Source organism: Streptomyces sp. NPDC087428 (assembly GCF_044744085.1).
Classification (GTDB): domain Bacteria; phylum Actinomycetota; class Actinomycetes; order Streptomycetales; family Streptomycetaceae; genus Streptomyces.
On record NZ_JBIUXR010000002.1, the window covers coordinates 148,489 to 173,315 of the forward strand.

The window sequence follows — 24,827 nt, forward strand, 5'->3', positions numbered from 1 at the left end:
CACTTTGTCTGGTGTTCCCGGAGCCAACCCGCTCCGTGACGCCCAGGATCGACGGCTCCCGCGCATCGCGGGGCCGTCGGGCCTGGTCATCTTTGGCGTCACGGGCGATTTGTCCCGTAAAAAGCTGATGCCCGCCGTCTACGACCTGGCCAATCGCGGCCTGCTGCCGCCGGGCTTCTCGCTCATCGGTTTCGCGCGCCGCGAATGGCAGGACGAGGACTTCGCCCAGGAGGTCCACGACGCCGTCAAGCAGCACGCCCGTACCCCGTTCCGTGAAGAGGTCTGGCAGCAGCTCATCCAGGGGATGCGCTTCGTCCAGGGCACCTTCGACGACGACGACGCCTTCGAGACCCTGAAGGCGACCATCCAGGAGCTCGACAAGGCGCAGGGGACGGGCGGCAACTTCGCCTTCTACCTCTCCGTGCCGCCGAAGTTCTTCCCCAAGGTCGTCCAGCAGCTCAAGAAGCACGGGCTCGCCGACCAGAAGGAGGGTTCCTGGCGGCGTGCCGTCATCGAGAAGCCCTTCGGCCACGACCTGAAGAGCGCGCAGGAGCTCAACCAGCTCGTGCACGACGTGTTCCCGCCCAACGAGGTCTTCCGGATCGACCACTACCTGGGCAAGGAGACGGTCCAGAACATCCTGGCGCTGCGGTTCGCCAACACGATGTTCGAGCCGATCTGGAACCGTTCGTACGTGGACCACGTGCAGATCACGATGGCCGAGGACATCGGCATCGGCGGCCGGGCCGGCTACTACGACGGCATCGGCGCCGCCCGTGACGTCATCCAGAACCACCTGCTCCAGCTGCTGGCGCTGACCGCGATGGAGGAGCCCGGCTCCTTCCACCCGAAGGCGCTGGTCGCCGAGAAGCTGAAGGTGCTCACGGCCGTCGAGCTGCCGGACGACCTCGGCAAGCACACCGTGCGCGGCCAGTACGCGCACGCGTGGCAGGGCGGCGAGGAAGTCCTCGGCTACCTGGAGGAGGACGGTATCGACCCCAAGTCGAAGACCGACACCTTCGCCGCGATCAAGCTGACGATCAACAACCGCCGCTGGGCGGGCGTGCCGTTCTATCTCCGGACCGGAAAGCGGCTCGGCCGCCGGGTCACCGAGATCGCGATCGTCTTCAAGCGCGCCCCGTACCTGCCCTTCGAGTCCGGCGCGACCGAGGAGCTGGGCAGCAACGCCCTGGTCATCCGGGTCCAGCCGGACGAGGGCGTGACCGTGCGGTTCGGCTCCAAGGTGCCCGGCACCTCGATGGAGGTCCGGGACGTCACGATGGACTTCGCCTACGGCGAGTCCTTCACGGAGTCCAGCCCGGAGGCGTACGAGCGGCTCATCCTCGATGTGCTGCTCGGCGACGCCAACCTCTTCCCCCGCCACCAGGAGGTCGAACTCTCCTGGGACATCCTCGACCCGATCGAGGAGTACTGGGACAAGCACGGCAAGCCCGCGCAGTACTCGTCGGGCACCTGGGGCCCGGCCGAGGCCGACGAGATGCTCGCACGAGACGGACGGAGCTGGCGCCGGCCATGAAGATCGATCTCACGGAAACCACTTCCAGCAAGATCAACCAGGCGCTCGTGTCGGCCCGCCGTGCCATCGGCACCCCGGCGATCGGCATGGTCCTCACGCTGGTCATCGTCACCGACGAGGAGAACGCGTACGACGCGCTCAAGTCGGCGGGCGACGCCTCGCGCGAACACCCCTCGCGGATCATCGCGGTGATCAAGCGGGTCAGCCGTTCGCCGCGCAGCCGGCGCGACGCCCGGCTGGACGCCGAGGTCCGGGTCGGCTCCGACGCGGGCACCGGCGAGACCGTGGTGCTGCGGCTCCACGGCGAACTGGCCAACCACGCGCAGTCGGTGGTCCTTCCCCTGCTGCTGCCCGACGCGCCGGTCGTGGTCTGGTGGCCGGAGGCGGCGCCCCCCGATCCGGCGAAGGACCCGCTGGGCGCGCTCGCCCAGCGCCGGATCACGGACGCGTACTCGGCGGAGCACCCGAGCGCCGAACTGGCGGTGCGCGCGAAGTCGTACACCCCCGGCGACACCGATCTGGCCTGGACCCGGATCACGCCGTGGCGCTCGATGCTGGCGGCCGCGCTCGACCAGCAGGCCGTGGACGTCGTCTCGGCCACGGTCGAGGGCGAGTCCGAGAACCCGAGCTGCGAACTGCTGGCCATGTGGCTCGCGGACCGGCTCCAGGTTCCGGTGGAACGCACCATGTCGGGCGGCCCGGGTCTGACGGCCGTCCGGATGGAGACCAAGAACGGCACGATCGTGCTGGACCGGGCCGACGGTTCGCTGGCCACGCTCTCCATGGTGGGGCAGCCGGACCGCGCGGTGGCGCTCAAGCGCCGTGAGACCGCGGAGCTGCTGGCCGAGGAGCTGCGCCGGCTCGACCCGGACAACACCTACGAGTCCTCGGTGAAGTTCGGCGTGGAACGGCTCGGGGAAACCGCAGCGCCCAAGGCGGCCGCCAAGCCGGCCGAGTCCTCCACCGCGCCCGCCGCCCCGGCCAAGAAGACGGCGGCGAAGAAGGCGGCCTCGAAGTGAGCGTCGTCCCCCAGCTCGTCGTGCACCGCGACAAGGAGCTGATGGCACAGGCCGCGGCGGCCCGGCTGATCACGAAGGTCGTGGACGCCCAGGCCGCCCGCGGTCATGCCTCCGTGGTGCTCACCGGCGGACGCAACGGCAACGGTCTGCTGGCCGCGCTCGCCCAGGCACCCGCCCGGGACGCGGTCGACTGGTCGCGGCTCGACCTGTGGTGGGGCGACGAGCGGTTCCTGCCCGAGGGCGATCCGGAGCGCAATGTCACGCAGGCCCGTGAGGCCCTGCTGGACTCGGTGCCGCTGGACCCGTCCCGGGTGCACGCGATGCCCGCTTCCGACGGCGCGTACGGGCGGGACGTCGATGCCGCCGCGGCCGCGTACGCCGCCGAACTGGCCGCCGCGGCCGGTCCGGAGGACCACGGTCCGGTGCCGGTGTTCGACGTGCTGATGCTGGGCGTCGGCCCGGACACCCATGTCGCGTCGCTCTTCCCCGAGCTGCCCGCGGTACGGGAGACCGAGCGCACCGTCGTCGGTGTGCACGGGGCGCCCAAGCCGCCGCCCGTCCGGGTCACGCTCACGCTGCCGGCCATCCGGTCGGCCCGCGAGGTGTGGCTGCTCGCGGCGGGCGAGGACAAGGCGGAGGCCGCGGCCATCGCCCTGTCGGGTGCCGGGGAGATCCAGGCCCCGGCGGCGGGCGCCTACGGACGCGCCCGCACGCTGTGGCTGCTGGACGCGGCGGCGGCGTCCCGGCTGCCGCGCGCCCTCTCCTCCGCCTGAGCGGACGTCAGTGGCAGTACCCGCGGGCCCGGCCTGCTCCTCGGAGCGGACCGGGCCCGCGGCGTGAAGGGCTCCCCCGCGCCGCACCGGGCTCACTCCGCCGCCGGGACCCGTTCCAGGAAGGGTTCCAGGAGGCCGTGGACGGCCTCGGAGGCGAAGTCCAGCCCCTCGGCCGCGTCCGCGTCGTACACCGTGTACTCGCCCGCTCCGGCGGCCGTCGTGGCGGTGATGTTCAGCAGCCCGGCCCGCCGCTGGAAGTACGACTGGCGCACCGTCCAGCCGATCACCCCGGCCCGTTCCAGCGCGGCCGTGGAGCGGCGCAGCGCGCCCGAGCGGGTCACCAGGTATCCGCCGCTGAGGGCGTGGCCGAGGCCGCGGTAGGCGTCCCGGGCCAGCAGCACCCCCACGGGGAGGCCGACGGCAGCGCAGCCGAGCGCGATCCAGAGCAGGACGGGCGTCAGCAGGGCGCCGAGCAGTGCGAGGACGAGGACCGGGCCGAGAACCGCCCAGAAGGCCCGGCGCAGCCGCCGGCCACGGGCGGTGACGGGGTGCGCGGTCAGTGGGGCGCCGGTCGGGGACACGGTCTCGCGGAGCACGGCGGCGGCGACGGCACCGGCGACCGGCCGGGGCGCGGCGGGCAGCAGGGTGTTGTGGTCGCCGTGCTGCTCCTCGTCGTCCTTGGCCAGGCCGGTGGTGATGGCGTCGACCCGGGCGGCGCCCAGCAGCCGGACGCCGAGCGGCTCGACGAGGTCGACGCCGCGCAGCCGGCGCTCCTCGATGGAGACGGACCGGGAGGTGAGCAGTCCGCGCCGGATCCGCAGGGTGCCGCCGGGTTCGCGTTCGAGGCGGTAGTTCCACCACATCTCGACCCAGAGGCCCAGCGCGCCGACGACCCCGGCGAGTACCCCGGCGACGGCGAGGAGCACGATCACCGAGAGCAGGGAGGTCTCCCGGTAGCGGTCACCGACCCATTCGATGACCTGGCCCTGCGCCCCGAACCAGTCGCTGACCTGAAGCACGGCCCCGGCCGCCGCTCCGCCGAGCGCGGGTGCGACGAACGAGACCGGTGCGTAGCGGATCCAGCGCGGGTCGAGGGAGACGAGTTCGCCCTCGCGGTGGCTGCCGGAGGTGGCGGCGAGGCCGCGCTCCAGGAGGGCGCGGCGCAGGCGTTCGCCCTCGGCCCGCAGGACCGGGTCGAGCTCCAGGGTGGATTCGCCGCCGGCGTGCTCACCGGTGCCGATCCGGACGGTGACGAGCCCGAGGACGCGCTGGAGCAGATGGGCGGTGAGGTCGACGCTCCGGATGCGTTCGCGCGCCAGCGAGCGCTTCTTGACCAGCAGCAGGCCGGTGTGGAGTTCGACGCGGTCGGCGCCGACCCGGTACCGGGTGCGGCGCCAGCGTATGTAGTCGGCGCCCGCGCCGGAGGCGATCAGGAGGGCGGCGCCCGTCAGCACCCAGGCGACGGCGGGGCCGAAGCCGAGGCGTCCGGAGAGCCCGAGCGTGGTCGGCACGGCGGCTCCGGCCGCGACCCCGGCGGTGACGACCGCGGTGAGCAGGACCGTGCGCCGGTCGAGGGACCGCCAGTCCCCGGCCGGGGCGGCCGTGCTCATGTGGCGTCCCCGGGGGTGTCCTGGGTGATCCGGGTCAGCCGCTCGGCGAGCTCGGCCGCCAGCTCGTGGTCGAGGCCCTCGATCCGGACCGCGCCCTTGGCGGAGGCGGTGGTGACGGTGACCGTGGCGAGCCGGTAGAGCTGTTCGAGGGGGCCGCGCACGGTGTCCACGGTCTGGATCCGGGACATCGGCGCGATCCGCCACTCCTGCCACAGCACCCCCGTGCGGACGTACACCGCCTCGTCGGTGACCTCCCAGCGGTGGTTGCGGAACCACCACAGGGGGAGCAGGACGGCGCAGCCGGCGCCGACGGCCGCCAGGACCGCGGCGCAGAGCAGCAGCCAGAACCGGGCGGACGTGAGGAACACGCCCAGCACGGCCAGGACCACCACCGGACCGGCGGTCAGCAGCAGCCACCGGGTCCGCCACCAGCCGACGACCCGCGGGTCCAGCGTGTGGACCGGCGGCCGCAGCCGTACTGTCCCCTCCCCCGTGGACATGGGCTCAGCGCCCCCTGCGCTCGCGGTACGCGGCGACGAGCGCGGCGGTCGAGCTGTCCAGCCGCTCGGCGGCCTCGCGCTCGGCCGCCTCGTCCTCGGTCAGCAACGGCTCGATCTTCTTGGCGAGGACCTTGCCCAGTTCGACACCCCACTGGTCGAAGGAGTCGATGTTCCAGACGGCGCCCTGGACGAAGACCTTGTGCTCGTACAGCGCGATCAGCTGGCCGAGCACCGAGGGGGTCAGCCGGTCCGCGAGGATCGTCGTGGTCGGGTGGTTGCCGCGGAACGTCTTGTGCGGCACCAGCTCCTCGGCGACGCCCTCGGCGCGCACCTCGTCCGGTGTCCTGCCGAAGGCCAGCGCCTGGGTCTGGGCGAAGAAGTTGGCCATCAGCAGGTCGTGCTGGGCGACCAGTCCGGGCAGCAGACCGTCGACCGGCTCCGCGAAGCCGATGAAGTCGGCCGGGATGACCTTCGTGCCCTGGTGGATCAACTGGTAGTACGCGTGCTGCCCGTTGGTGCCGGGGGTGCCCCAGACGACCGGTCCGGTCTGCCAGTCCACCGGGTTGCCGTCGCGGTCCACGGACTTGCCGTTGGACTCCATGTCCAGCTGCTGGAGGTACGCGGTGAACTTGGAAAGGTAGTGGCTGTAGGGGAGCACGGCGTGCGACTGGGCGTCGAAGAACGCGCCGTACCAGACGCCGAGCAGCCCCAGCAGCAGCGGGGCGTTCTCCTCGGCCGGGGCGGTGCGGAAGTGCTCGTCGACGAGGTGGAAGCCGTCGAGCATCTCGCGGAACCGGTCCGGGCCGATGGCGATCATCAGCGAGAGGCCGATGGCGGAGTCGTACGAGTAGCGGCCGCCGACCCAGTCCCAGAACTCGAACATGTTCGCGGTGTCGATACCGAAGTCCGCGACCTTCTCGCCGTTCGTCGACAGCGCCACGAAGTGCTTGGCCACCGCGTCCTGACCGGCCCTCAGACCGGTCAGCAGCCAGTCGCGGGCGGAGGTGGCGTTGGTGATCGTCTCGATCGTGGTGAAGGTCTTCGACGCGATGACGAAGAGCGTCTCGGCCGGGTCGAGACCCTGCAGGGCCTCGTGGAGGTCGGCGCCGTCGACGTTGGAGACGAAGCGGACGGTCAGCGAGCGGTCCGTGAAGGAGCGCAGCGCCTCGTACGCCATCGCGGGGCCCAGGTCGGAGCCGCCGATACCGATGTTGACGACGTTCTTGATCGGCTTGCCGGTGTGACCGGTCCACTCGCCGGACCTGACGCGCTCCGAGAAGGCGGCCATCTTGTCGAGCACCGCGTGCACGGCGGGCACCACGTTCTCGCCGTCGACCTCGATCACGGCGTCGCGCGGGGCACGCAGCGCGGTGTGCAGGACGGCGCGGTCCTCGGTGGTGTTGATCTTGTCGCCGCGGAACATCGCGTCCCGCAGCGCGGCGACCCCGGTGGCCCCGGCGAGCTCGCGGAGCAGCCGGAGCGTCTCGTCGGTGACCAGCTGCTTGGAGTAGTCGATGTACAGGTCACCGACCCGCAGCGTGTATCCGGTGCCGCGCTCCGGATCGTCCGCGAACAGCTCGCGCAGATGGGTCGTCCCGAACTGCTCACGGTGCTTTCCCAGCGCCGTCCATTCCGGCGTCTGGTTGAGCCTGGTTCGACTTTGTGCGTTCATCCCGGACATCAGCCCACTTCTCCTCGTCACCGCAGTTCCCCGCTGCCCCACCAACTTAATTGATCAGGAGGACGGACGGGACGGCGGCGGGCTGCGGCACGGCGGAAGCATTCCGGCCGGGCACCCTGGGGGTGTCCGGCCGGTGAACAACTTCTGGAACGCGAACCAGGTCTTCCGTTCGGATCAGGCTGGATCAGGGAGCGGGGCCAGGCCCCGCGAGCCCAGCGTGATCCAAACGAAGGGCCCTAGATCTCGCCGCGGAGTTTCGCGAGGGCCTCGGCGAGAATCGCCTCGCCGTCCTCGTCGCTGCGCCGCTCGCGCACGTACGCGAGGTGCGTCTTGTACGGCTCGGTGCGCGGCGGGTCCGGCGGGCTGTCGCGGTCCTGGCCGGCCGGGAAGCCACAGCGCGGGCAGTCCCAGGTCTCCGGTACCTGCGCGTCATGGGCGAAGCTCGGCTGCGTCTCGTGCCCGTTCGAGCACCAGAAGGAGATGCGGGCGCGTGGCGCGGACTCGCCGCGCTCGGCCTCCCCCATCGGCCCCGCTCCGACCCGGCTTCCCCGGATCGCGTTGCCACTTGCCACGGTCGTAACTCCCTGCGTGATGGTGCTCGAAGATGCCCCAGTCTACGTAAGGCCCAACGCGCGTCCAGTGATTGGAGTTACACCCTCACAGGAATCGCGTACGACGGGTCAGTTGTCCAGCTTGATGAGCAGACCAAGCACCACAATGCATGCGAACCAGCCCAGACCGACCACGACGGTGATCCGGTCGAGGTTGCGCTCGGCGACCGAGGAGCCACCGACGGACGACTGCATGCCGCCACCGAACATGTCGGAGAGACCGCCGCCCTTTCCCTTGTGCATCAGCACCAGCAGCATCAGCAGCAGGCTGAAGACGATCAGGGCGATCTCGAACGCCAAAATCACGGCTGGTCCCTACTTTCCGGAATTCCTGGACTGCGTATGCGAACAACGGGGGCCGGGAGGCTGTGCCCTCCTCGGCCCCCGCAAGGGTACGACGGATCCGCGCTACCGCATACTCACTGGTCGCGGAAGCGGACGATCTTGACGAACTCGTCGGTGTCCAGCGCGGCGCCACCGATCAGCGCGCCGTCCACATCGGGCTGCGCCATGATCGCGGCGACGTTGCCGGACTTGACCGAGCCGCCGTACTGGATGCGGACCGCGTCGGCCAGCTCCTGCGAGTACAGCTCCGCGAGACGGCCGCGGATCGCACCGCAGACCTCCTGCGCGTCTTCGGGGGTGGCGACCTCGCCGGTGCCGATGGCCCAGACCGGCTCGTAGGCGATCACGATGGACTCGGCCTGCTCGGCCGGGACGTCCTTCAGCGCGCCGTCGAGCTGGGCGAGCGTGTGGGAGACCTGCTCTCCGGCCTTGCGGATGTCCAGGCCCTCGCCGACGCAGAGGATCGGGGTCAGGCCGTGCCGGTACGCGGCCTTCACCTTGGCGTTGCAGACCTCGTCGGTCTCGGCGTGGTACTGGCGGCGCTCGCTGTGTCCGACGGCGACGTAGGTGCACTTCAGCTTGGCGAGCATGGCACCGGAGATCTCACCGGTGTACGCGCCGGAGTCGTGCGCCGAGATGTCCTGGGCGCCGTACTTGATCTTCAGCTTGTCGCCGTCGACCAGCGTCTGCACGGAACGCAGGTCGGTGAAGGGCGGCAGGACGGCGACCTCGACGGCGTCGTAGTCCTTGTCGGCCAGGGCGAAGGAGAGCTTCTGGACGTGAGCGATGGCCTCAAGGTGGTTGAGGTTCATCTTCCAGTTGCCCGCCATCAGCGGGGTGCGGGTGGTCATGAAAGGTCAGTCCTCCAGTGCGGCGAGGCCGGGAAGCGTCTTGCCCTCAAGGTATTCGAGGCTGGCGCCGCCACCGGTCGAGATGTGTCCGAACGCGTTCTCGTCGAAGCCCAGGATGCGGACGGCCGCGGCGGAGTCGCCACCGCCGACCACGCTGAAGCCGGACGAGTCGACGAGGGCCTGGGCGACCGCCCTGGTGCCCTCGGCGAAATCGGGGTGCTCGAAGACGCCCATCGGGCCGTTCCAGAAGACGGTGGCCGCGTCGGCGAGCTTCGATGCGTAGAGCTTGTTGGTCTCCGGACCGTTGTCCAGCCCCATCTGGCCGGCCGGCATGGCGTCGGCGGCGACGGTGGTGGGGTGGGCCGGGGCCTTGGTCTTGAGGTCGGGGAACGCCGGGGCGACCACGACGTCGACGGGGAGCACGAACTCCACGCCCTTCTCCTCGGCGCGCTTGAGGTACTCCAGCACGACCGGGATCTGGTCCTCCTGGAGCAGCGAGCTGCCGACCTCGTGGCCCTGGGCCTTGAGGAAGGTGTACGCCATGCCGCCGCCGATGAGGATGCGGTCGGCCCGCTCCAGGAGGTGGTCGATGACGCCGAGCTTGTCGGAGACCTTGGCGCCGCCGAGCACGACCGCGTAGGGCCGCCGCACGTCGTCGGTGAGCTTCTTCAGGACGCCGACCTCGGTGGCGATCAGGTCGCCCGCCGCGTGTGGCAGCCGGGCCGGGAGGTCGAAGACCGAGGCGTGCTTGCGGTGCACGGCGCCGAAGCCGTCACCCACGTACACGTCGGCGAGCTCGGCCAGCTGGTCGGCGAACGCGCCGCGCTCGGCGTCGTCCTTCGACGTCTCGCCGGCGTTGAAGCGGAGGTTCTCGATGACGGCGACCTCGCCGTCACGGAGAGCGGCGACCGTGGCGCGGGCGGACTCGCCGACCGTGTCGGTCGCGAAGGCCACGTCGGTCCCGAGCAGTTCACCGAGCCGGGTGGCCGCGGGCGCCAGCGAGAACGCCGGGTCCGGGGCGCCCTTGGGGCGGCCCAGGTGCGAGGCGACGACGACCCGGGCACCGGCCGCGGCCAGCTTCTCCACGGTCGGCTGGACGGCGCGGATGCGGCCGTCGTCGGTGATGGTGGTGCCGCTGAGCGGCACGTTGAGGTCGGCCCGGACGAATACGCGCTTGCCGGTGACCCCTTCGGCGAGAAGTTCGTCGATGGTCTTCATCTTCTGGACTCCTTGGAGGGACGAGAGAGCATGCAACGAGGCTCGAACTGCGCTTCATTGCGCTGTTCGAGCCCCGTACTCACATCGAGGTGCCTGCCGGTTCGAAGGTCAGAGCTGGCTGCCGACGAAAACGGTCAGGTCGACGAGGCGGTTGGAGTAGCCCCACTCGTTGTCGTACCAGCCGAGGATCTTCACCGTGTTGCCCTCCTGGACCATGGTCAGGGAGGAGTCGAAGGTGCAGGACGACGGGTCACCGACGATGTCCGAGGACACGATCGGGTCCTCGGTGTACGTCAGGAAGCCCTTGAGGTCGCCGTCGTCGGAGGCCTTCTTGAACGCGGCGTTGACCTCGTCCTTGGTGACCTCGCGCTCCAGGGTCACGACGAGGTCGGTGGCGGAACCGGTCGGGACCGGGACACGCATCGCGATGCCGTCGAGCTTGCCCTTGAGCTGCGGGAGGACCAGAGCGGTCGCCTTGGCGGCACCCGTCGTGGTCGGAATGATGTTCTCGGCGGCGGCGCGGGCACGGCGCAGGTCCGAGTGCGGGAAGTCCAGGATCCGCTGGTCGTTCGTGTACGCGTGGACCGTCGTCATCAGGCCCTTGACGATGCCGAAGTTCTCGTCGAGAACCTTGGCCATCGGCGCCACACAGTTGGTGGTGCAGGAGGCGTTGGAGATGACGTGGTGGTTGGCCGCGTCGTACTTGTCCTGGTTGACGCCCATCACGATGGTGATGTCCTCGTCCTTGGCCGGAGCCGAGATGAGGACCTTCTTGGCGCCGCCGGCGATGTGCTTGGCGGCGTCGGCCTTCTTGGTGAAGATGCCGGTCGACTCGATCACGATGTCGACGCCCAGCTCGCCCCACGGAATGTCCGACGGGTTGCGCTCGGAAAGCACCTTGATGGTGTGGCCGTCGACGGTGATGGTGTCGGCGGTGTGGCTGACCTCGGCCTTGAGACGACCCAGAATGGTGTCGTACTTCAGCAGGTGAGCCGTGGTCGCAGTGTCACCCAGGTCGTTGACAGCCACGATCTCGATGTCCGCACCCTGCTCCAGCAGCGCGCGGAAGTAGTTACGACCGATGCGGCCAAAGCCGTTGATGCCTACGCGGATCGTCACGAACCGATCTCCTCGTTAGGTACGCCGGTTTTCGACGCCGGCGAGTTGTATGGGATGTCCCCGACCGCCTACGACACTACCCCTCCGAGGCCCCGGGAGTGACATCGAGCGGGGCGGGAGGGGCGGCGGGGACCCGTACTCCCCAGTAGGAGTACGGGCCTCCGGTTGCCCTCCCCCGCCCGCTGCGACGACTACGCAGTGTCAACGCCCCCGGGAACGTGGCGCGTTCCTGCTCAGGTCCGCCGGCGGGGGCCCGATCAGCCGACCAGGCCGTCGGCCAGCTCTTCGCTGAGGGTGGATTCCGTGCTCGGGATACCCAGGTCCTGGGCCCGCTTGTCGGCCATCGCCAGGAGCCGGCGGATGCGGCCCGCGACGGCGTCCTTGGTCAGCGGCGGATCGGCGAGGGCGCCCAGCTCCTCCAGGGAGGCCTGCTTGTGCTCCATGCGCAGCCGTCCGGCCGCCGCGAGGTGCTCGGGCACCTCCTCGCCCAGGATCTCCAGCGCGCGCCCCACCCGGGCACCCGCGGCCACCGCGGCCCTGGCCGAGCGGCGCAGGTTGGCGTCGTCGAAGTTCGCGAGGCGGTTGGCGGTGGCGCGGACCTCGCGCCGCATCCGCCGCTCCTCCCAGGCGAGCACCGACTCATGGGCACCCAGCCGGGTGAGCAGGGCGCCGATCGCGTCGCCGTCGCGGACGACGACCCGGTCCACGCCGCGCACCTCGCGGGCCTTCGCCGCGATGGAGAGCCGCCGGGCGGCACCGACCAGCGCGAGCGCCGCCTCCGGCCCCGGGCAGGTCACCTCCAGCGAGGAGGAGCGCCCCGGCTCGGTGAGCGAGCCGTGTGCCAGGAAGGCCCCGCGCCAGGCGGCCTCGGCATCGCAGGTGGCCCCCGAGACCACCTGCGGGGGAAGCCCGCGGATGGGACGGCCGCGGCCGTCCACCAGACCCGTCTGGCGGGCCAGCTGGTCGCCGCCCGCCACCACCCGTACGACATAGCGGGAGCCGCGCCGCAGCCCGCCGGGGGCCATCACGATCAGCTCCGAGCTGTGCCCGAAGATTTCGAGAATGTCCCGCTTCAGCCGGCGCGCCGCCATCGCGGTGTCCAGCTCCGCCTCGATCACAATCCGGCCGCTCACCAGGTGCAGCCCACCCGCGAACCGAAGAATCGCCGAGACTTCTGCCTTCCTGCAGCAGGTCCGGGTTACGGGAAGCCGAGAGATTTCGTCCTTCACCGCTGGCGTCATCGCCATGGGCCGATCCTTCCATGCATCCGAAAAATACGGTCGTACGCGGCGGCCAACAGCTCCGGATCGTGAACCGGAACGCCGTCGGGTGAGGCAACCGGCGCCAGCTCGACCGCGGCACCGAGCCGTTCCGCGGCATCGGCGAGGGACTCACGGTCGGGCGCGGCGGCCTCGTCGGCCAGCACCACGTCCAAGGCGAGTTTAGGGGCGTGTCGTCCCAAAACCTCCAAATGACGCTGCGGAGAGAAGCCATCTGTTTCACCGGGTTGCGGCGCGAGGTTCAGCGAGAGGACCTTCCGGGCCTTCGTCTCGATCAGCGCGTCCAGCAGATCGGGGACGAGCAGATGGGGGATGACCGAGGAGAACCAGGACCCCGGACCGAGCACCACCCAGTCCGCGTCCAGGACCGCGGCGACCGCCTCGGGGACGGCCGGCGGGTCGGCCGGGACGACGTGCACGGACTGCACCTCGCCCGGGGTGAGCGCCACGGTGGCCTGGCCGCGCACCGTGTCCACCTCGTCCGGGCGCTCCGGGTCGTGTCCCCGTACGAGCGCCTGGAGCTCCAGGGGCACGGCGGACATCGGGAGCACCCGGCCCTGCGCCCCGAGGAGCTTGCCGACCAGGTCCAGGGCCTGGACGTGGTCGCCGAGCTGCTCCCACAGGGCGACGATCAGCAGGTTGCCCACGGCGTGCTCGTGCAGATCGCCCTTGGACTGGAAGCGGTGCTGGATGACCTGGGCCCAGGTCTGGCCCCAGTCGTCGTCGCCGCACAGGGCGGCCAGCGCCTTGCGCAGATCGCCGGGCGGCAGTACGCCCAGCTCCTCGCGGAGCCGGCCGCTGGAGCCGCCGTCGTCGGCGACGGTGACCACGGCGGTCAGATCACCGGTGATCCGCCGCAGCGCGGTCAGGGAGGCGGACAGCCCCATGCCGCCGCCGAGGGCGACGACCTTGGGCTGTGCGCCGCGCTTGCGGCCGGACAGCGCGGAGGTGGCCCTGCGCAGCCGGCGCAGCCGTATGGTGCGGCTGGTCACTCGCGCCCCATGTCCCGATGTACGAGCACGGTCTCGATCCCTTCGGTGGCCAGCCGGGCGGAGAGCTTCTCCGACATCGCGACGGAGCGGTGCTTGCCGCCCGTGCAGCCCACGGCGATGGTCACGTAGCGCTTGCCCTCGCGGCGGTATCCGGCGGCGATGAGCTGGAGCAGCTCCGTGTACTGGTTGAGGAACTCCTTGGCGCCCGGCTGGTCGAAGACGTACGCGGAGACCTCCTCGTTGAGCCCGGTGAAGGGGCGCAGCTCGGGGACCCAGTGCGGGTTGGGCAGGAACCGGCAGTCCACCACCAGGTCGGCGTCGACCGGCAGCCCGTACTTGTAGCCGAAGGACATCACCGTGGCGCGGAGCTCCGGCTCCTCGTCGCCCGCGAACTGGGCGTCCATCTTGGCGCGCAGTTCGTGGACGTTGAGGCTGGAGGTGTCGATCACCAGGTCGGCGTCGCCGCGCAGCTCGCGCAGCAGGTCGCGCTCGGCGGCGATGCCGTCGACGATGCGGCCGTCGCCCTGGAGGGGGTGCGGGCGCCGGACCGACTCGAAGCGGCGGACCAGCGCGTCGTCGGAGGACTCCAGGAAAACGATCCGTCTGGTGACGCCCTTGGCCTCCAGGTCCGCGAGGGACTCCCGGAGGTTGTCGAAGAAGCGGCGGCCCCGTACGTCGACGACGACGGCGATCCGGGCCACATTGCCCTGGGACCTGGCGCCGAGCTCCACCATGGTGGGGATCAGCGCGGGCGGCAGGTTGTCCACGACGAACCAGCCGAGGTCCTCCAGGCACTTGGCCGCGGTGCTGCGTCCGGCGCCGGACATGCCGGAGATGATCACCAGCTCGGGGATGGCCACCGTGCTGTCGCCCGTCTCGGCCGGGGTGCCCGTACTCATGTGTCCTGCTCCGTCTGCTCGGTCGGTGCGGTCGTGCCCTTGTTCATGTTCGCGCTCAGTCATGTCTTGCTGCCCCCGTCGTCCTCTTCGATGATCTCTCCTGTGGCCGTGTTCACGGCAGGCGTGGCCGGGGTGGTCGAGGCCAGCGCGGCGGCCACTGATTCCGCCGTCCTGCGGCCTATCCCCGGAACCTCGCAGATCTCGTCGATTGTCGCCTGCCTCAGCTTCTTCACGGAGCCGAAATGCTTGATCAGGGCCTGCTTCCGGGTCTCACCGAGACCGGCGACGTCGTCCAGAGGGCTGGAGCGGATGCGCTTGGCCCGTCTGGCGCGCTGGTAGGTGATGGCGAAGCGGTGGGCCTCGTCGCGGATGCGCTGCAGGAGGTAGAGGCCCTCGCTGGAGCGGGGCAGGACCACCGGGTCGTCGTCATCGGGCAGCCAGACCTCTTCGAGGCGCTTGGCGAGGCCGCAGACGGCGATGTCGTCGATCCCCAGCTCGTCCAGCGCCCGCTTGGCCGCGGCGACCTGGGGCCGGCCGCCGTCGACCACGAGGAGCTGGGGCGGGTAGGCGAACCGCTTGGGCCGGCCGTCGTCCTCGCGGGGCTCGGCGGCGGAGTCCGGGGCGGGGTCTTCCGGCGCGGAGTGCGCGGGCGTGGGGCCGGTGGGCGCGGGGCCGGTCCGGGCGGGGTCCGTCCGCGCGGGGTCCGTGTCCGCCGGGGTCTCCTCCCACTCCCCCGTGCGCTCCTTCTCCTGGAGGTAGCGCCGGAAGCGCCGGCCGATCACCTCGTGCATCGAGCGGACGTCGTCCTGTCCCTCGAAGCTCTTGATCTGGAAGCGGCGGTACTCGCCCTTGCGGGCGAGCCCGTCCTCGAAGACCACCATCGACGCCACCACGTCGTCGCCCTGGAGGTGGGAGATGTCGAAGCACTCGATGCGCAGCGGTGCCGTGTCCAGGCCGAGCGCCTCTGAGATCTCCTCCAGGGCCCGGGAGCGGGTCGTCAGGTCGGACGCCCGCTTCGTCTTGTGCAGCCCCAGGGCCTGGAGGGCGTTGCGCTGGACCGTGGCCATCAGGTCCTTCTTGTCGCCGCGCTGCGGGATGCGCAGGCTGACCTGGGAGCCCCGGCGGTCGGCCAGCCACTGGGAGACCGCGTCGGGGTCCTCGGGGAGGGCCGGGACGAGGACCTCCTTGGGGACGGCGTCCCCGGCCTCCTCGCCGTACAGCTGCTGGATCGCGTGCTCGACCAGTCCGGAGGTGTCGACGTTCTCCACCTTGTCGGTGACCCAGCCGCGCTGCCCGCGCACCCGGCCGCCCCGGACGTGGAAGATCTGGACCGCGGCCTCCAGCTCGTCCTCGGCGACCGCGATGAGGTCGGCGTCGGTGGCGTCGGCGAGCACGACGGCGCTCTTCTCCATGGCGCGCTTGAGCGCCTCCGCGTCGTCCCGGAGGCGGGCCGCCCGCTCGTACTCCATCTCCTCGGCCGCCGCCATCATGTCCTTCTCCAGGCGGCGGATGTACGCGCCGGTGCGGCCGGCCATGAAGTCGCAGAAGTCGTCGGCGAGTTCGCGGTGCTCCTCCGGGGTGACCCGGCCGACGCAGGGGGCCGAGCACTTGCCGATGTAGCCGAGGAGGCAGGGGCGGCCGGTCCTGGCGGCGTTCTTGAACACCCCGGCGGAGCACGTGCGGACGGGGAAGACCCGCAGCATCAGGTCGACCGTCTCGCGGATCGCCCAGGCGTGGCCGTACGGACCGAAGTAGCGCACGCCCTTCTTCTTGGCCCCGCGCATCACCTGGACGCGCGGGAACTCCTCGTTGAGCGTGACCGCGAGGTACGGATAGCTCTTGTCGTCGCGGTACTTGACGTTGAACCTGGGGTCGTACTCCTTGATCCAGGAGTACTCCAGCTGGAGCGCCTCGACCTCCGTGGAGACGACGGTCCACTCCACGGACGCGGCGGTGGTCACCATCGTGCGCGTACGCGGGTGGAGGCCCGCCAGGTCCTGGAAGTAGTTGGCCAGGCGCTGGCGCAGGTTCTTCGCCTTCCCGACGTAGATCACCCGGCGGTGTTCGTCGCGGAATCTGTAGACCCCCGGGGAGTCGGGGATCTGTCCCGGCTTGGGGCGGTAGCTGGAGGGGTCTGCCATGTCTCCCACCCTACTTGTGGGCAGTGACAGCGCGGTGTGCCCGTGGACGGCGCCGTGCTCCGGGGCGCGCGTGGGGATACGCGCCCCGGAGCACGGGGTCATCGGGCGCGGGCGGCTCCGGCGGTCAGCCGCGCCCCCGCCTCGCCGGACCGGTCACCGGGCCCGTCGGCGGCGCAGGGCCTTCGCGCCGCAGAGGCCGAGCAGGGCGGCGGCACCCGCCGCCGCGGTCCCGGAGGCGGCCGTCAGCGCGGTGTCCGCGCCCCGGTCCGCGCCCCGGTCCGCGCCGGTGTCCGCCGCGATGGCCGGTCCCGGCCGGGCGGCGGCCTCGGGGTGTCCGGCGGCCGGTTCCGCTCCGGCGGGTCCGTAGCCGCCCGCCCGGCCCGAGCGGGCGTATCCGGAGCCCGGGAGCTTGTCCGCGTACGCGGCGCGCACCCGGGTGCGGTAGGCGGCCAGGGTGGTGCCCCGCGCGCCGACCGCGTGCACCGCGTCCTGGTCCAGCGGGAGCACCCGGCTGCCCTTCTGGACGTACCAGGCGTTGATCTGCGGCTCCCGGAAGACGGTGCCGCCGGGCAGTTTGCGGGCGCCCGCGGCCGTGTACCGGGCCTCGTCGTCACCGGTGGCGATGTTCACCACCTGCCACCGCCCGTCCTTCCCCGGCTCGGGGAGCGTCCACAGGGACGCCTTCTGCCCGTCGGAGGAGACGGCGGTGCTGGCGAGGTAGTCCAGGCCGGCGACCGGGGCCCCCGGTTCACCGGCGACGAAGTCCGCGGCCAGGGTGCGTACGGGCACGGCCGCGCCCTCGATCCGCGGCGCGGCCGCAGCCCGGGTGACCGCGCCCTCCCGGGCGAAGAACCGGGACAGCGTGTCCAGGGTGGCGGCGTCGGTGGCGGCCGCGTGGGCCGCCGCCAGGGCCGCCGGAGTGGCCGCGGGACCGGTGGCGGCGGCCGCCTGCGGGGCGGCGACGGTGAGCAGTGCGGACCCGGCGAGCACGCCGGCCGCGGCGAGGGCCGCAGCGGCGGAGCGCGCGGTACGTGCGGCGGGGTGGACCGGGACTCCGGTGGAGGTCATGCCGTCACGCCCCGATCCGGTAGAGCGAATGGGTCCAGGAGAACTCGCTGTTGTTCACGTACCAGGCGTGCGAGGCCCAGTTGTAGCGGTTGTCGGAGGGCCAGGGATCGCCCCAGTAGACCCAGCTGTTCGCGTCGTCGTAGCCGTACAGCACGTGCATGTGACCGCCGCCGGAGGACCACTGGATGCGGGTCTCCACCGGCCTCCCGGCGGCGATCTCGGTCTGCACGGTGGGATAGCGCAGCCAGCCGGTGACGTACGAGCCGGGGCTGATGCCCGCCCAGGACAGACCGTCCTGGACGTTGCCGAGCGAGGCCTGCGAGTTGGGGCACTCGTAGCCCTGGGCCCGGCCGAACGCGGCGTTGCAGAACTCGTTCTGGGTGTGGCTGCGGCCGAACCAGGCGGCGACGGTGTTGCCCGCCGCGGCCCAGCACCAGTTGGTCTTCTGCTGGGCCTGCATCGTGATGTTCAGCCGCTGGGCCGCGGCGAGGGTGGCGGTGGGTGCGGAGCTGTTCCGCTCCGACGCGGTGGCGGTCGCCGCGGGTACGGCGAGCAGCAGGGCGGCGAGCACGGCCGTGACCGACAGCCGTCGGGGCCTGACTCTTCGGTTGCGCATGGTGGTCCTCCCGGGGCGGGGGGTGGGGTTCCAAGGAGCGCGTCCGGACGCTGTCGAGGAGCATCAACCGTTGTCGGGAGCGGGTCAACACGCTTCAATGCGGGGGAACATCGCGGTGTGAACGCCAGGGGCGGACGCGTGAACGCCTCCCCCTGGCCACCTGCGGACCGGCATCCGTCGGCGCGGCCCCGCTCCCGCACGACGTGAACGTTCACCTGGAGGACCCATGCAGCACACCGAGGCCGAACTGGCGCAGGTGCTGCACACCGGCCCGTTCCATCTGGCGCTGCGCACCGCGCTCTCCGTGCGCGGGCTGCCGCTCCAGCGGGTGCAGCACCATCTGGCGCACCGCGGGGTCAAGGTCGGTGTGACCAGCCTGAGTTACTGGCAGCAGGGGGCCAGGCGCCCGCAGCGCCCCGAGTCCCTGCGGGCCGTGAAGGCGCTGGAAGAGGTGTTGGGGCTGCCGGGGAACTCGCTGCTCGGGCTGCTGGGGCCCGGGGAGCCCCGCACGGAGGCCGACCGCCCGCCGGCCCGCTCGTACCGTTCCCTGGTGGACGCGTCCGGCGCGGTCGAGCGGCTGCTCACCGCGATGGAGTCGCCCGCGGACGGCGGGCTGCACACGGTGGGGCACCAGGAGCGGGTACGGATCGGGCCCGGCCGCCGGATGCAGCGCCGGAACTCCCAGCACGTGGTGCGCGCCCACCGCGACGGGATCGACCGCTATCTCGCCGTGTACCGCGGCGACCCGGGCTGCGATCCGGCCCGGGTCGGGGTGAGCGCCCGCGAGAACTGCCGGACGGGGCGGGTCCGCTGGGACGCGGAGACGGGGGTCCTGGTCGCCGAGCTGCTCTTCGACACCCGGCTGCGAGCGGGCGAGACGTACCTCTTCGGCTACGGCTTCGAGGACGGTACGGGAGGGCCGTGCGGCGAGTACGTGCGCGGTTTCAGCTTCGGCGGCGGGCAGTACGTGCTCCAGGTCCGGTTCGACGAGGAGGCGCTGCCGGTGCGGTGCCGGCGCTTCGCCCAGGTGTCCACGGGTGCGCCGCGCGGCGCCCGGACGGACCTCACCCTCACCGGCCGGCACCGGACGGTGCATCTGGTGGAGCAGGGGGTGCGGCCCGGTCTGGTCGGCATCGACTGGGACTGGGAGTGAGACGGGCCGGCGTCGCCGCCGGGCGCGAGGACGCGAGGAGCCCCGGGCCGGTTCAGGCGTCGGGGCCCGCGACCAGCCGGCCGCCCTCGACCCTGACCGGGACGGAGGGCAGCGGCACGGTCGCCGGACCGTGCACGGCCTTGCCGGTGGTGGTGTCGAAGAGGCTGCCGTGGCAGGGGCAGTGCCCCTCGTTCTCCTCGACCTTGTCCAGCAGGCAGCCCGCGTGGGTGCACTGGGCGCTGAACGCCTTGTACTGGCCCTTGGCCGGGCAGGTGACGATGACGCGCTGCTCGCGGTAGAGCTTGGACTGGCCGACCGGGATCTCGTCCGGGGCGCCGAGCTCGACAGGTGCGGTGGGGGTCGGCGTCTGGGCGTGCCCGAGCTTCGAGTCGGTCGAGCAGGCAGCCACTCCCAGCCCGGCGGCGCCCGCGAGAGCGGCGCCCTTCAGCACGGTACGGCGGGCGGCGGGCTGGCCGGACATGCGGTCTCCACTGGTCGGAGGGATTAGGTGCGCCAGAGGTGCCCGGGACGGCTGAGGCGGCGGAGGCATCGGTGACGTAACCGACGATACCGGCGGAGACGGACGCCCCTGCGCCCGGCCCGGTCGCACCCGGTCGTGCCTGGTCAGAGCCGCGGCCGTCGGGCCGGGGCGCCGAGGCGGGGCGGCCGGCTCCGGACACACGGCGAGGCGGTGGTTCCCGGTGCCGGGAACCACCGCCTCGCCCGGCCGTCAGGCCTTGCGCGCGCCTGCCGCCTTCTTCGCGGCCGTCTTCTTGGCAGCGGGCTTCTTGGCGGCGGGCTTCTTCGCCGTCTTCGTCGTCGCAGCCGTCTTGGTCGCGGCCGTCCCGGTGGCCTTCGCCGTGGTGCTCCGGGGCGCCTTCGCCGTCGCCGTCTTCCTGGCGGGGGCGGAGTGCGCGGCGACCGCCTTCTTCGCCGCCGTCCTGCGGGCCGGCTTACGGGCGGAGGGAACCGCCGCCTCGCTGACCCGGTCCGCGTCCAGGATGCCCTGGAGGAACTTTCCGGTGTGGCTGGCGGGGACGCCGGCCACGTACTCCGGGGTGCCCTCGGCGATGACCAGACCGCCGCCGTTGCCGCCCTCGGGGCCCATGTCGATGACCCAGTCGGCGGTCTTGACGACATCGAGGTTGTGCTCGATGACGATCACCGTGTTGCCCTTGTCGACCAGCCCGGAGAGCACCTTGATGAGCTTGGAGATGTCCTCGAAGTGCAGACCGGTGGTCGGCTCGTCCAGCACGTACACCGTGCGGCCGGTCGAGCGCTTCTGGAGCTCGCTCGCCAGCTTCACCCGCTGTGCCTCACCGCCGGAGAGCGTCGGCGCGGACTGGCCGAGCCTGACGTATCCGAGGCCGACCTCGTTGAGCGTCCGCAGGTGCCGCGCGATGGTCGGCACGGCCTCGAAGAACGCGAGGCCCTCCTCGATCGGCATGTCCAGCACCTCGGCGATGGACTTGCCCTTGTAATGGACCTCCAGGGTCTCCCGGTTGTAGCGCGCTCCGTGGCAGACCTCGCACGGGACGTACACGTCCGGCAGGAAGTTCATCTCGATCTTGATGGTGCCGTCGCCGGAGCAGTTCTCGCAGCGGCCGCCCTTGACGTTGAAGGAGAACCGGCCCGGCAGGTAGCCGCGGACCTTGGCCTCCATCGTCTCCGCGAACAGCCTGCGGACGTGATCGAAGACACCGGTGTACGTGGCCGGGTTGGACCGGGGTGTACGGCCGATGGGCGACTGGTCGACGTGCACCACCTTGTCGACGAGATCGTCCCCGTCGACCCGGGTGTGCCGGCCGGGGACCGACTTGGCGCCGTTCAGCTCGCGCGCCAGGTGGGTGTAGAGGATGTCGTTGACCAGGGTCGACTTCCCGGAGCCGGAGACCCCGGTCACGGCGGTCAGCACGCCGAGCGGGAAGGAGACGTCGATGTCCTGGAGGTTGTTCTCCCGGGCGCCGTGGACCGTGAGCAGGCGCGAGGGGTCGACGGGACGCCGGACGTCGGGCATCGCGATCGACTTCTTGCCGGTCAGGTACTGACCGGTGATCGACTTGTCGTTGGCCAGCAGCTCCTTGAGCGATCCGGAGTGGACCACCTTGCCGCCGTGCTCACCGGCGCCGGGGCCGATGTCGACGATCCAGTCGGCGACCTTGATGGTGTCCTCGTCGTGCTCGACGACGATGAGGGTGTTGCCCATGTCGCGGAGCCGGACCAGGGTCTCGATCAGCCGGTGGTTGTCGCGCTGGTGCAGGCCGATGGACGGCTCGTCCAGCACGTAGAGCACGCCGACCAGGCCGGAGCCGATCTGGGTGGCGAGCCGGATGCGCTGGGCCTCGCCGCCGGACAGGGTGCCGGCCGCGCGGTTCAGCGAGAGGTAGTCCAGGCCGACGTCGACCAGGAACTTCAGCCGCTCGTTGACCTCCTTGAGCACCCGCTCGGCGATCTTCTTGTCGCGGGCGTTCAGCTTCATCCGGCCGAGGAACTCGGCGCACTCGCTGATCGACATCGCCGCGACCTGGGCGATGGACTTCTCCATCACCGTCACCGCGAGGACGATCGGCTTGAGCCTGGTGCCCTCACACGTCGGGCAGGGCACCTCGCGCATGTAGCCCTCGAAGCGCTCCCGGCTGGAATCGCTCTCCGCCTCGGAGTGCCGCCTCTTGACGAACTGCACCGCGCCCTCGAAGGAGGGGGTGGTGTAGGCGCGCTCGCGCCCGTACCGGTTGCGGTAGCGGACCTCGGTCTGGATCTTGTGGCCGTGCAGCAGGGCCTTCTTGGCGCGCTGCGGCAGCCCGGCCCAGGGGATGTCCGTACGGAATCCGAGGGCTTCGGCGAGCGCGTTGATCTGCCGCCCGAAGTACTCCTTGGTGTGGCCGTGCGACCAGGGGTGGATCGCGCCCTCGTCGAGGGACTTCTCCTCGTCCGGGACGATCAGCTCCGGGTCGACCTCCATCCGCGTACCGATGCCCGTGCAGTCGGGGCAGGCGCCGAAGGGCGAGTTGAAGGAGAAGGAGCGCGGCTCCAGCTCCTCGAAGGAGAGGTCGTCGTACGGGCAGTAGAGGTGTTCGGAGTACATCCGCTCACGCTCGGGGTCGTCCTCGGGGAGGTCGACGAAGTCGAGCACGACCATGCCGCCGGAGAGGCCCAGCGCGGTCTCGACCGAGTCGGTCAGCCGGCGCTTGGCGCTGTCCTTGACGGTGAGGCGGTCGATGACCACCTCGATGGTGTGCTTCTCCTGCTTCTTGAGCGCGGGCGGCTCGGAGAGCTGGATGGTCTCGCCGTCGACCCTGGCCCGGCTGTAGCCCTTGGTCTGGAGATCCGCGAAGAGGTCGACGAACTCGCCCTTGCGCTCGCGCACCAGCGGCGAGAGGACCTGGAAACGGCTGCCCTCGGGCAGGCCGAGCACCTTGTCCACGATGGCCTGCGGCGACTGGCGCGAGATCGGGCGGTGGCACTCGGGGCAGTGCGGCTTGCCGATCCTGGCGAAGAGCAGCCGGAGGTAGTCGTAGACCTCGGTGATGGTGCCGACCGTCGAGCGCGGGTTGCGCGAGGTCGACTTCTGGTCGATGGAGACGGCGGGCGACAGGCCCTCGATGAAGTCGACGTCCGGCTTGTCCATCTGACCGAGGAACTGCCGGGCGTACGAGGAGAGCGACTCCACGTAACGGCGCTGCCCCTCGGCGAAGATCGTGTCGAACGCGAGCGACGACTTGCCCGACCCGGAGAGCCCGGTGAAGACGATGAGGGAGTCGCGGGGGAGGTCGAGCGAGACGTTCTTGAGGTTGTGCTCGCGAGCGCCACGGACGATGAGACGGTCGGCCACGCCGGTCCGCACCTTTCTAGAGAGAAGCGGGGGAACTGAGCCCCTGCCCCAGGGTATGGGGGGTGCCACAGCGTTGTACGGAGCTTTCGACTCCGAGCGTATAGCACGCGCATTCGATTTACTGACGGCTGATGACTCCTTCACCCAAATGAGTGGCGGGGCTACGCTCGGCCCCATGATTGATCACGTGCACGACCTGGACGCCCTACGTGAAGCGACCGGACGGCTGCTCAGCGCCACGGAGAAACTGGACGACTCCGCGCTCGCCTCGCCGTCGCGACTGCCGGGCTGGAGCCGGGGTCATGTCGTCGCGCACCTCTCACGTAACGCCGACGCGCTGGTAAATGTTCTCCAGGGCCGGCCGATGTACGCAGACAGCGAAACCCGCGACCGTGACATCGAGCGCGACGCCCCCCGGCCCCGGGCCGAGCAGCTCGCGGATCTGACGGAGAGCGCGGCCCGTTTCGTGGCGGCGGCCTCGGCCCCGGCCGACTGGTCACGCACGGTCGCGATGCGCAACGGTGTGACGGACTCCGCCTCCCGGATCCCCTTCCGCCGCCGCACCGAGGTCGAGCTGCACCACGTCGACCTGGGGGTGGGGTACGAGCTGGAGGATCTGCCCGACGATTTCACCGCCCGGGAGATCGACTTTCTCGCCGAGCGGTTCGCCGGACACCCGGACGTCGTGTCCACGGGCGTGGCCGACGGCACGGGCCGGTCCTGGACGACGGGTGGCGGAAAGGAAGGCGCCCCGGCCGTCGTCCGCGGGACGGCGTCCGAGCTGCTCGGCTGGCTCAGCGGTCGCCGCGACGGGTCGGCACTGACCGTCGAGGGCGGACAGCCCCTGCCCGCCCTGCCCCCGCTATAGGCTGAGACGCATGACGTACAGCGGAGCGGTCAAGGTCGGCGGGCGGGCGGACGTGCACGAGCTGACGGATCTGATGATCTCCAAGGTCGCCGTCGGCCCGATGAACAACAACGCCTATCTGCTGCGCTGCCGGGCCACCGGCGAGCAGCTCCTGATCGACGCGGCCAACGACGCCGGCACCCTGCTGGGGCTGATCGGCGAGGACTCGATCGCCTCGGTCGTCACCACCCACCGGCACGGCGACCACTGGCAGGCGCTGGGCGAGGTCGTGGCGGCCACGGGCGCGCGTACGTACGCCGGGCGGTACGACGCCGAGGGGATTGCGGTCCCGACCGATGTGCTCGTCGAGGACAACGACACCATCCGGGTCGGGCAGGTCGCCCTGACCGCCCGCCATCTGACCGGGCACACACCGGGGTCGATCGCGCTCGTCTACGACGACCCGCAGGGCGCTCCGCACCTGTTCACCGGGGACTGCCTCTTCCCGGGCGGGGTCGGCAACACGTTCGAGGACCCCGAGGCGTTCGTGAGCCTGCTGCACGATGTGGAGACCAAGCTCTTCGCCCCGCTGCCGGACGAGACCTGGGTCTACCCGGGCCACGGCCACGACACCACGCTGGGCGACGAGCGTCCGCGGCTGCCCGAGTGGCGCGCCCGCGGCTGGTGACGAGGCCCCGGTGACAGCCGCGGAGCGGATGTCACCGGGGCCGCACC

At 71.1% G+C, this 24,827-nt stretch carries 22 protein-coding genes; 6 read left to right on the forward strand and 16 right to left on the reverse strand.

Annotated elements, in window-relative coordinates; translation table 11 throughout:
* Nucleotides 1-4: 4 nt before the first annotated feature.
* Genes zwf through pgl form a run of 3 tightly spaced genes read left to right on the forward strand, consistent with a single transcriptional unit; the run spans nucleotide 5 to nucleotide 3,329 of the window.
* Complete coding sequence (gene zwf, locus ACIO3R_RS04440; RefSeq protein ID WP_363021522.1) at nucleotides 5-1,537, forward strand: glucose-6-phosphate dehydrogenase; 1,533 nt, start codon at nucleotides 5-7, stop codon at nucleotides 1,535-1,537.
* Complete coding sequence (gene opcA / locus ACIO3R_RS04445) at nucleotides 1,534-2,556, forward strand: glucose-6-phosphate dehydrogenase assembly protein OpcA (protein ID WP_402103226.1); 1,023 nt, start codon at nucleotides 1,534-1,536, stop codon at nucleotides 2,554-2,556. The genes zwf and opcA overlap by 4 nt, the downstream gene beginning before the upstream one ends.
* Nucleotides 2,553-3,329, forward strand: a complete 777-nt coding sequence (pgl, locus tag ACIO3R_RS04450) for a 6-phosphogluconolactonase (protein ID WP_402103229.1) — start codon at nucleotides 2,553-2,555, stop codon at nucleotides 3,327-3,329. Before opcA ends, pgl begins: the two co-directional genes overlap by 4 nt.
* Nucleotides 3,330-3,421: 92 nt before the next feature.
* Here the strand turns inward: pgl and ACIO3R_RS04455 are convergent, their stop codons facing one another.
* The 14 genes from ACIO3R_RS04455 to ACIO3R_RS04520 form a co-directional block, all read right to left on the reverse strand.
* The gene (locus tag ACIO3R_RS04455; RefSeq protein ID WP_402103232.1) at nucleotides 3,422-4,939 is read right to left on the reverse strand and encodes a PH domain-containing protein; all 1,518 of its coding nucleotides are present in this window, start codon (nucleotides 4,937-4,939) and stop codon (nucleotides 3,422-3,424) included.
* Nucleotides 4,936-5,439 carry a PH domain-containing protein gene (locus tag ACIO3R_RS04460; protein ID WP_385036943.1) on the reverse strand — a complete coding sequence of 168 codons (504 nt, stop codon included), beginning with the start codon at nucleotides 5,437-5,439 and terminating at the stop codon, nucleotides 4,936-4,938. Before ACIO3R_RS04460 ends, ACIO3R_RS04455 begins: the two co-directional genes overlap by 4 nt.
* Nucleotides 5,440-5,443: 4 nt before the next feature.
* Nucleotides 5,444-7,111 (reverse strand): glucose-6-phosphate isomerase, encoded by a 1,668-nt coding sequence (gene pgi, locus ACIO3R_RS04465; RefSeq protein WP_402104199.1) that lies wholly within the window; start codon nucleotides 7,109-7,111, stop codon nucleotides 5,444-5,446.
* Between the two features lie 245 nt (nucleotides 7,112-7,356).
* On the reverse strand, nucleotides 7,357-7,692 hold the full coding sequence (locus tag ACIO3R_RS04470; RefSeq protein ID WP_078617917.1) for an RNA polymerase-binding protein RbpA: 336 nt from the start codon (nucleotides 7,690-7,692) through the stop codon (nucleotides 7,357-7,359).
* A gap of 108 nt (nucleotides 7,693-7,800) precedes the next feature.
* Complete coding sequence (gene secG / locus ACIO3R_RS04475; protein ID WP_072483071.1) at nucleotides 7,801-8,037, reverse strand: preprotein translocase subunit SecG; 237 nt, start codon at nucleotides 8,035-8,037, stop codon at nucleotides 7,801-7,803.
* A gap of 113 nt (nucleotides 8,038-8,150) precedes the next feature.
* The gene (gene tpiA, locus ACIO3R_RS04480; RefSeq protein ID WP_385036946.1) at nucleotides 8,151-8,927 is read right to left on the reverse strand and encodes a triose-phosphate isomerase; all 777 of its coding nucleotides are present in this window, start codon (nucleotides 8,925-8,927) and stop codon (nucleotides 8,151-8,153) included.
* Between the two features lie 6 nt (nucleotides 8,928-8,933).
* The gene (locus ACIO3R_RS04485) at nucleotides 8,934-10,145 is read right to left on the reverse strand and encodes a phosphoglycerate kinase (protein ID WP_402103236.1); all 1,212 of its coding nucleotides are present in this window, start codon (nucleotides 10,143-10,145) and stop codon (nucleotides 8,934-8,936) included.
* Nucleotides 10,146-10,253: 108 nt separating this feature from the next.
* A complete protein-coding gene (gene gap / locus ACIO3R_RS04490; protein ID WP_385036950.1) occupies nucleotides 10,254-11,264 on the reverse strand; it encodes a type I glyceraldehyde-3-phosphate dehydrogenase in 1,011 nt (336 codons plus the stop codon).
* Between the two features lie 257 nt (nucleotides 11,265-11,521).
* Nucleotides 11,522-12,511 carry a DNA-binding protein WhiA gene (whiA, locus tag ACIO3R_RS04495; RefSeq protein ID WP_024494235.1) on the reverse strand — a complete coding sequence of 330 codons (990 nt, stop codon included), beginning with the start codon at nucleotides 12,509-12,511 and terminating at the stop codon, nucleotides 11,522-11,524.
* Complete coding sequence (yvcK, locus tag ACIO3R_RS04500; protein ID WP_402103238.1) at nucleotides 12,502-13,536, reverse strand: uridine diphosphate-N-acetylglucosamine-binding protein YvcK; 1,035 nt, start codon at nucleotides 13,534-13,536, stop codon at nucleotides 12,502-12,504. The genes whiA and yvcK overlap by 10 nt, the downstream gene beginning before the upstream one ends.
* Nucleotides 13,533-14,498: an RNase adapter RapZ gene (rapZ, locus tag ACIO3R_RS04505; protein WP_385036954.1), complete on the reverse strand. Its 966-nt coding sequence runs from the start codon at nucleotides 14,496-14,498 to the stop codon at nucleotides 13,533-13,535. The genes yvcK and rapZ overlap by 4 nt, the downstream gene beginning before the upstream one ends.
* On the reverse strand, nucleotides 14,495-16,576 hold the full coding sequence (gene uvrC / locus ACIO3R_RS04510; RefSeq protein ID WP_402103242.1) for an excinuclease ABC subunit UvrC: 2,082 nt from the start codon (nucleotides 16,574-16,576) through the stop codon (nucleotides 14,495-14,497). The genes rapZ and uvrC overlap by 4 nt, the downstream gene beginning before the upstream one ends.
* Before the next feature lie 153 nt (nucleotides 16,577-16,729).
* Nucleotides 16,730-17,644: a hypothetical protein gene (locus tag ACIO3R_RS04515; protein WP_402103245.1), complete on the reverse strand. Its 915-nt coding sequence runs from the start codon at nucleotides 17,642-17,644 to the stop codon at nucleotides 16,730-16,732.
* Between the two features lie 4 nt (nucleotides 17,645-17,648).
* Nucleotides 17,649-18,260 carry a papain-like cysteine protease family protein gene (locus ACIO3R_RS04520; RefSeq protein WP_402103247.1) on the reverse strand — a complete coding sequence of 204 codons (612 nt, stop codon included), beginning with the start codon at nucleotides 18,258-18,260 and terminating at the stop codon, nucleotides 17,649-17,651.
* A gap of 226 nt (nucleotides 18,261-18,486) precedes the next feature.
* Between ACIO3R_RS04520 and ACIO3R_RS04525 the strand changes: the two genes are divergently transcribed.
* Entirely contained in the window at nucleotides 18,487-19,413 is a 927-nt protein-coding gene (locus tag ACIO3R_RS04525; RefSeq protein ID WP_385041889.1) for a hypothetical protein, read from the forward strand.
* Nucleotides 19,414-19,465: 52 nt separating this feature from the next.
* Here ACIO3R_RS04525 and ACIO3R_RS04530 read toward each other — a convergent pair whose 3' ends face one another.
* Together ACIO3R_RS04530 and uvrA are read right to left on the reverse strand one after the other, a co-directional pair.
* Complete coding sequence (locus ACIO3R_RS04530; RefSeq protein WP_385041887.1) at nucleotides 19,466-19,894, reverse strand: Rieske (2Fe-2S) protein; 429 nt, start codon at nucleotides 19,892-19,894, stop codon at nucleotides 19,466-19,468.
* A 249-nt stretch (nucleotides 19,895-20,143) separates the two neighbouring features.
* On the reverse strand, nucleotides 20,144-23,245 hold the full coding sequence (gene uvrA, locus ACIO3R_RS04535; protein WP_402103252.1) for an excinuclease ABC subunit UvrA: 3,102 nt from the start codon (nucleotides 23,243-23,245) through the stop codon (nucleotides 20,144-20,146).
* Nucleotides 23,246-23,420: 175 nt separating this feature from the next.
* On the opposite strand from uvrA, the gene ACIO3R_RS04540 reads away from it, so the two are divergent.
* Together ACIO3R_RS04540 and ACIO3R_RS04545 are read left to right on the forward strand one after the other, a co-directional pair.
* Nucleotides 23,421-24,113 (forward strand): maleylpyruvate isomerase family mycothiol-dependent enzyme, encoded by a 693-nt coding sequence (locus tag ACIO3R_RS04540; RefSeq protein ID WP_402103255.1) that lies wholly within the window; start codon nucleotides 23,421-23,423, stop codon nucleotides 24,111-24,113.
* Between the two features lie 10 nt (nucleotides 24,114-24,123).
* On the forward strand, nucleotides 24,124-24,780 hold the full coding sequence (locus ACIO3R_RS04545; protein WP_402103258.1) for an MBL fold metallo-hydrolase: 657 nt from the start codon (nucleotides 24,124-24,126) through the stop codon (nucleotides 24,778-24,780).
* Nucleotides 24,781-24,827: the final 47 nt, after the last annotated feature.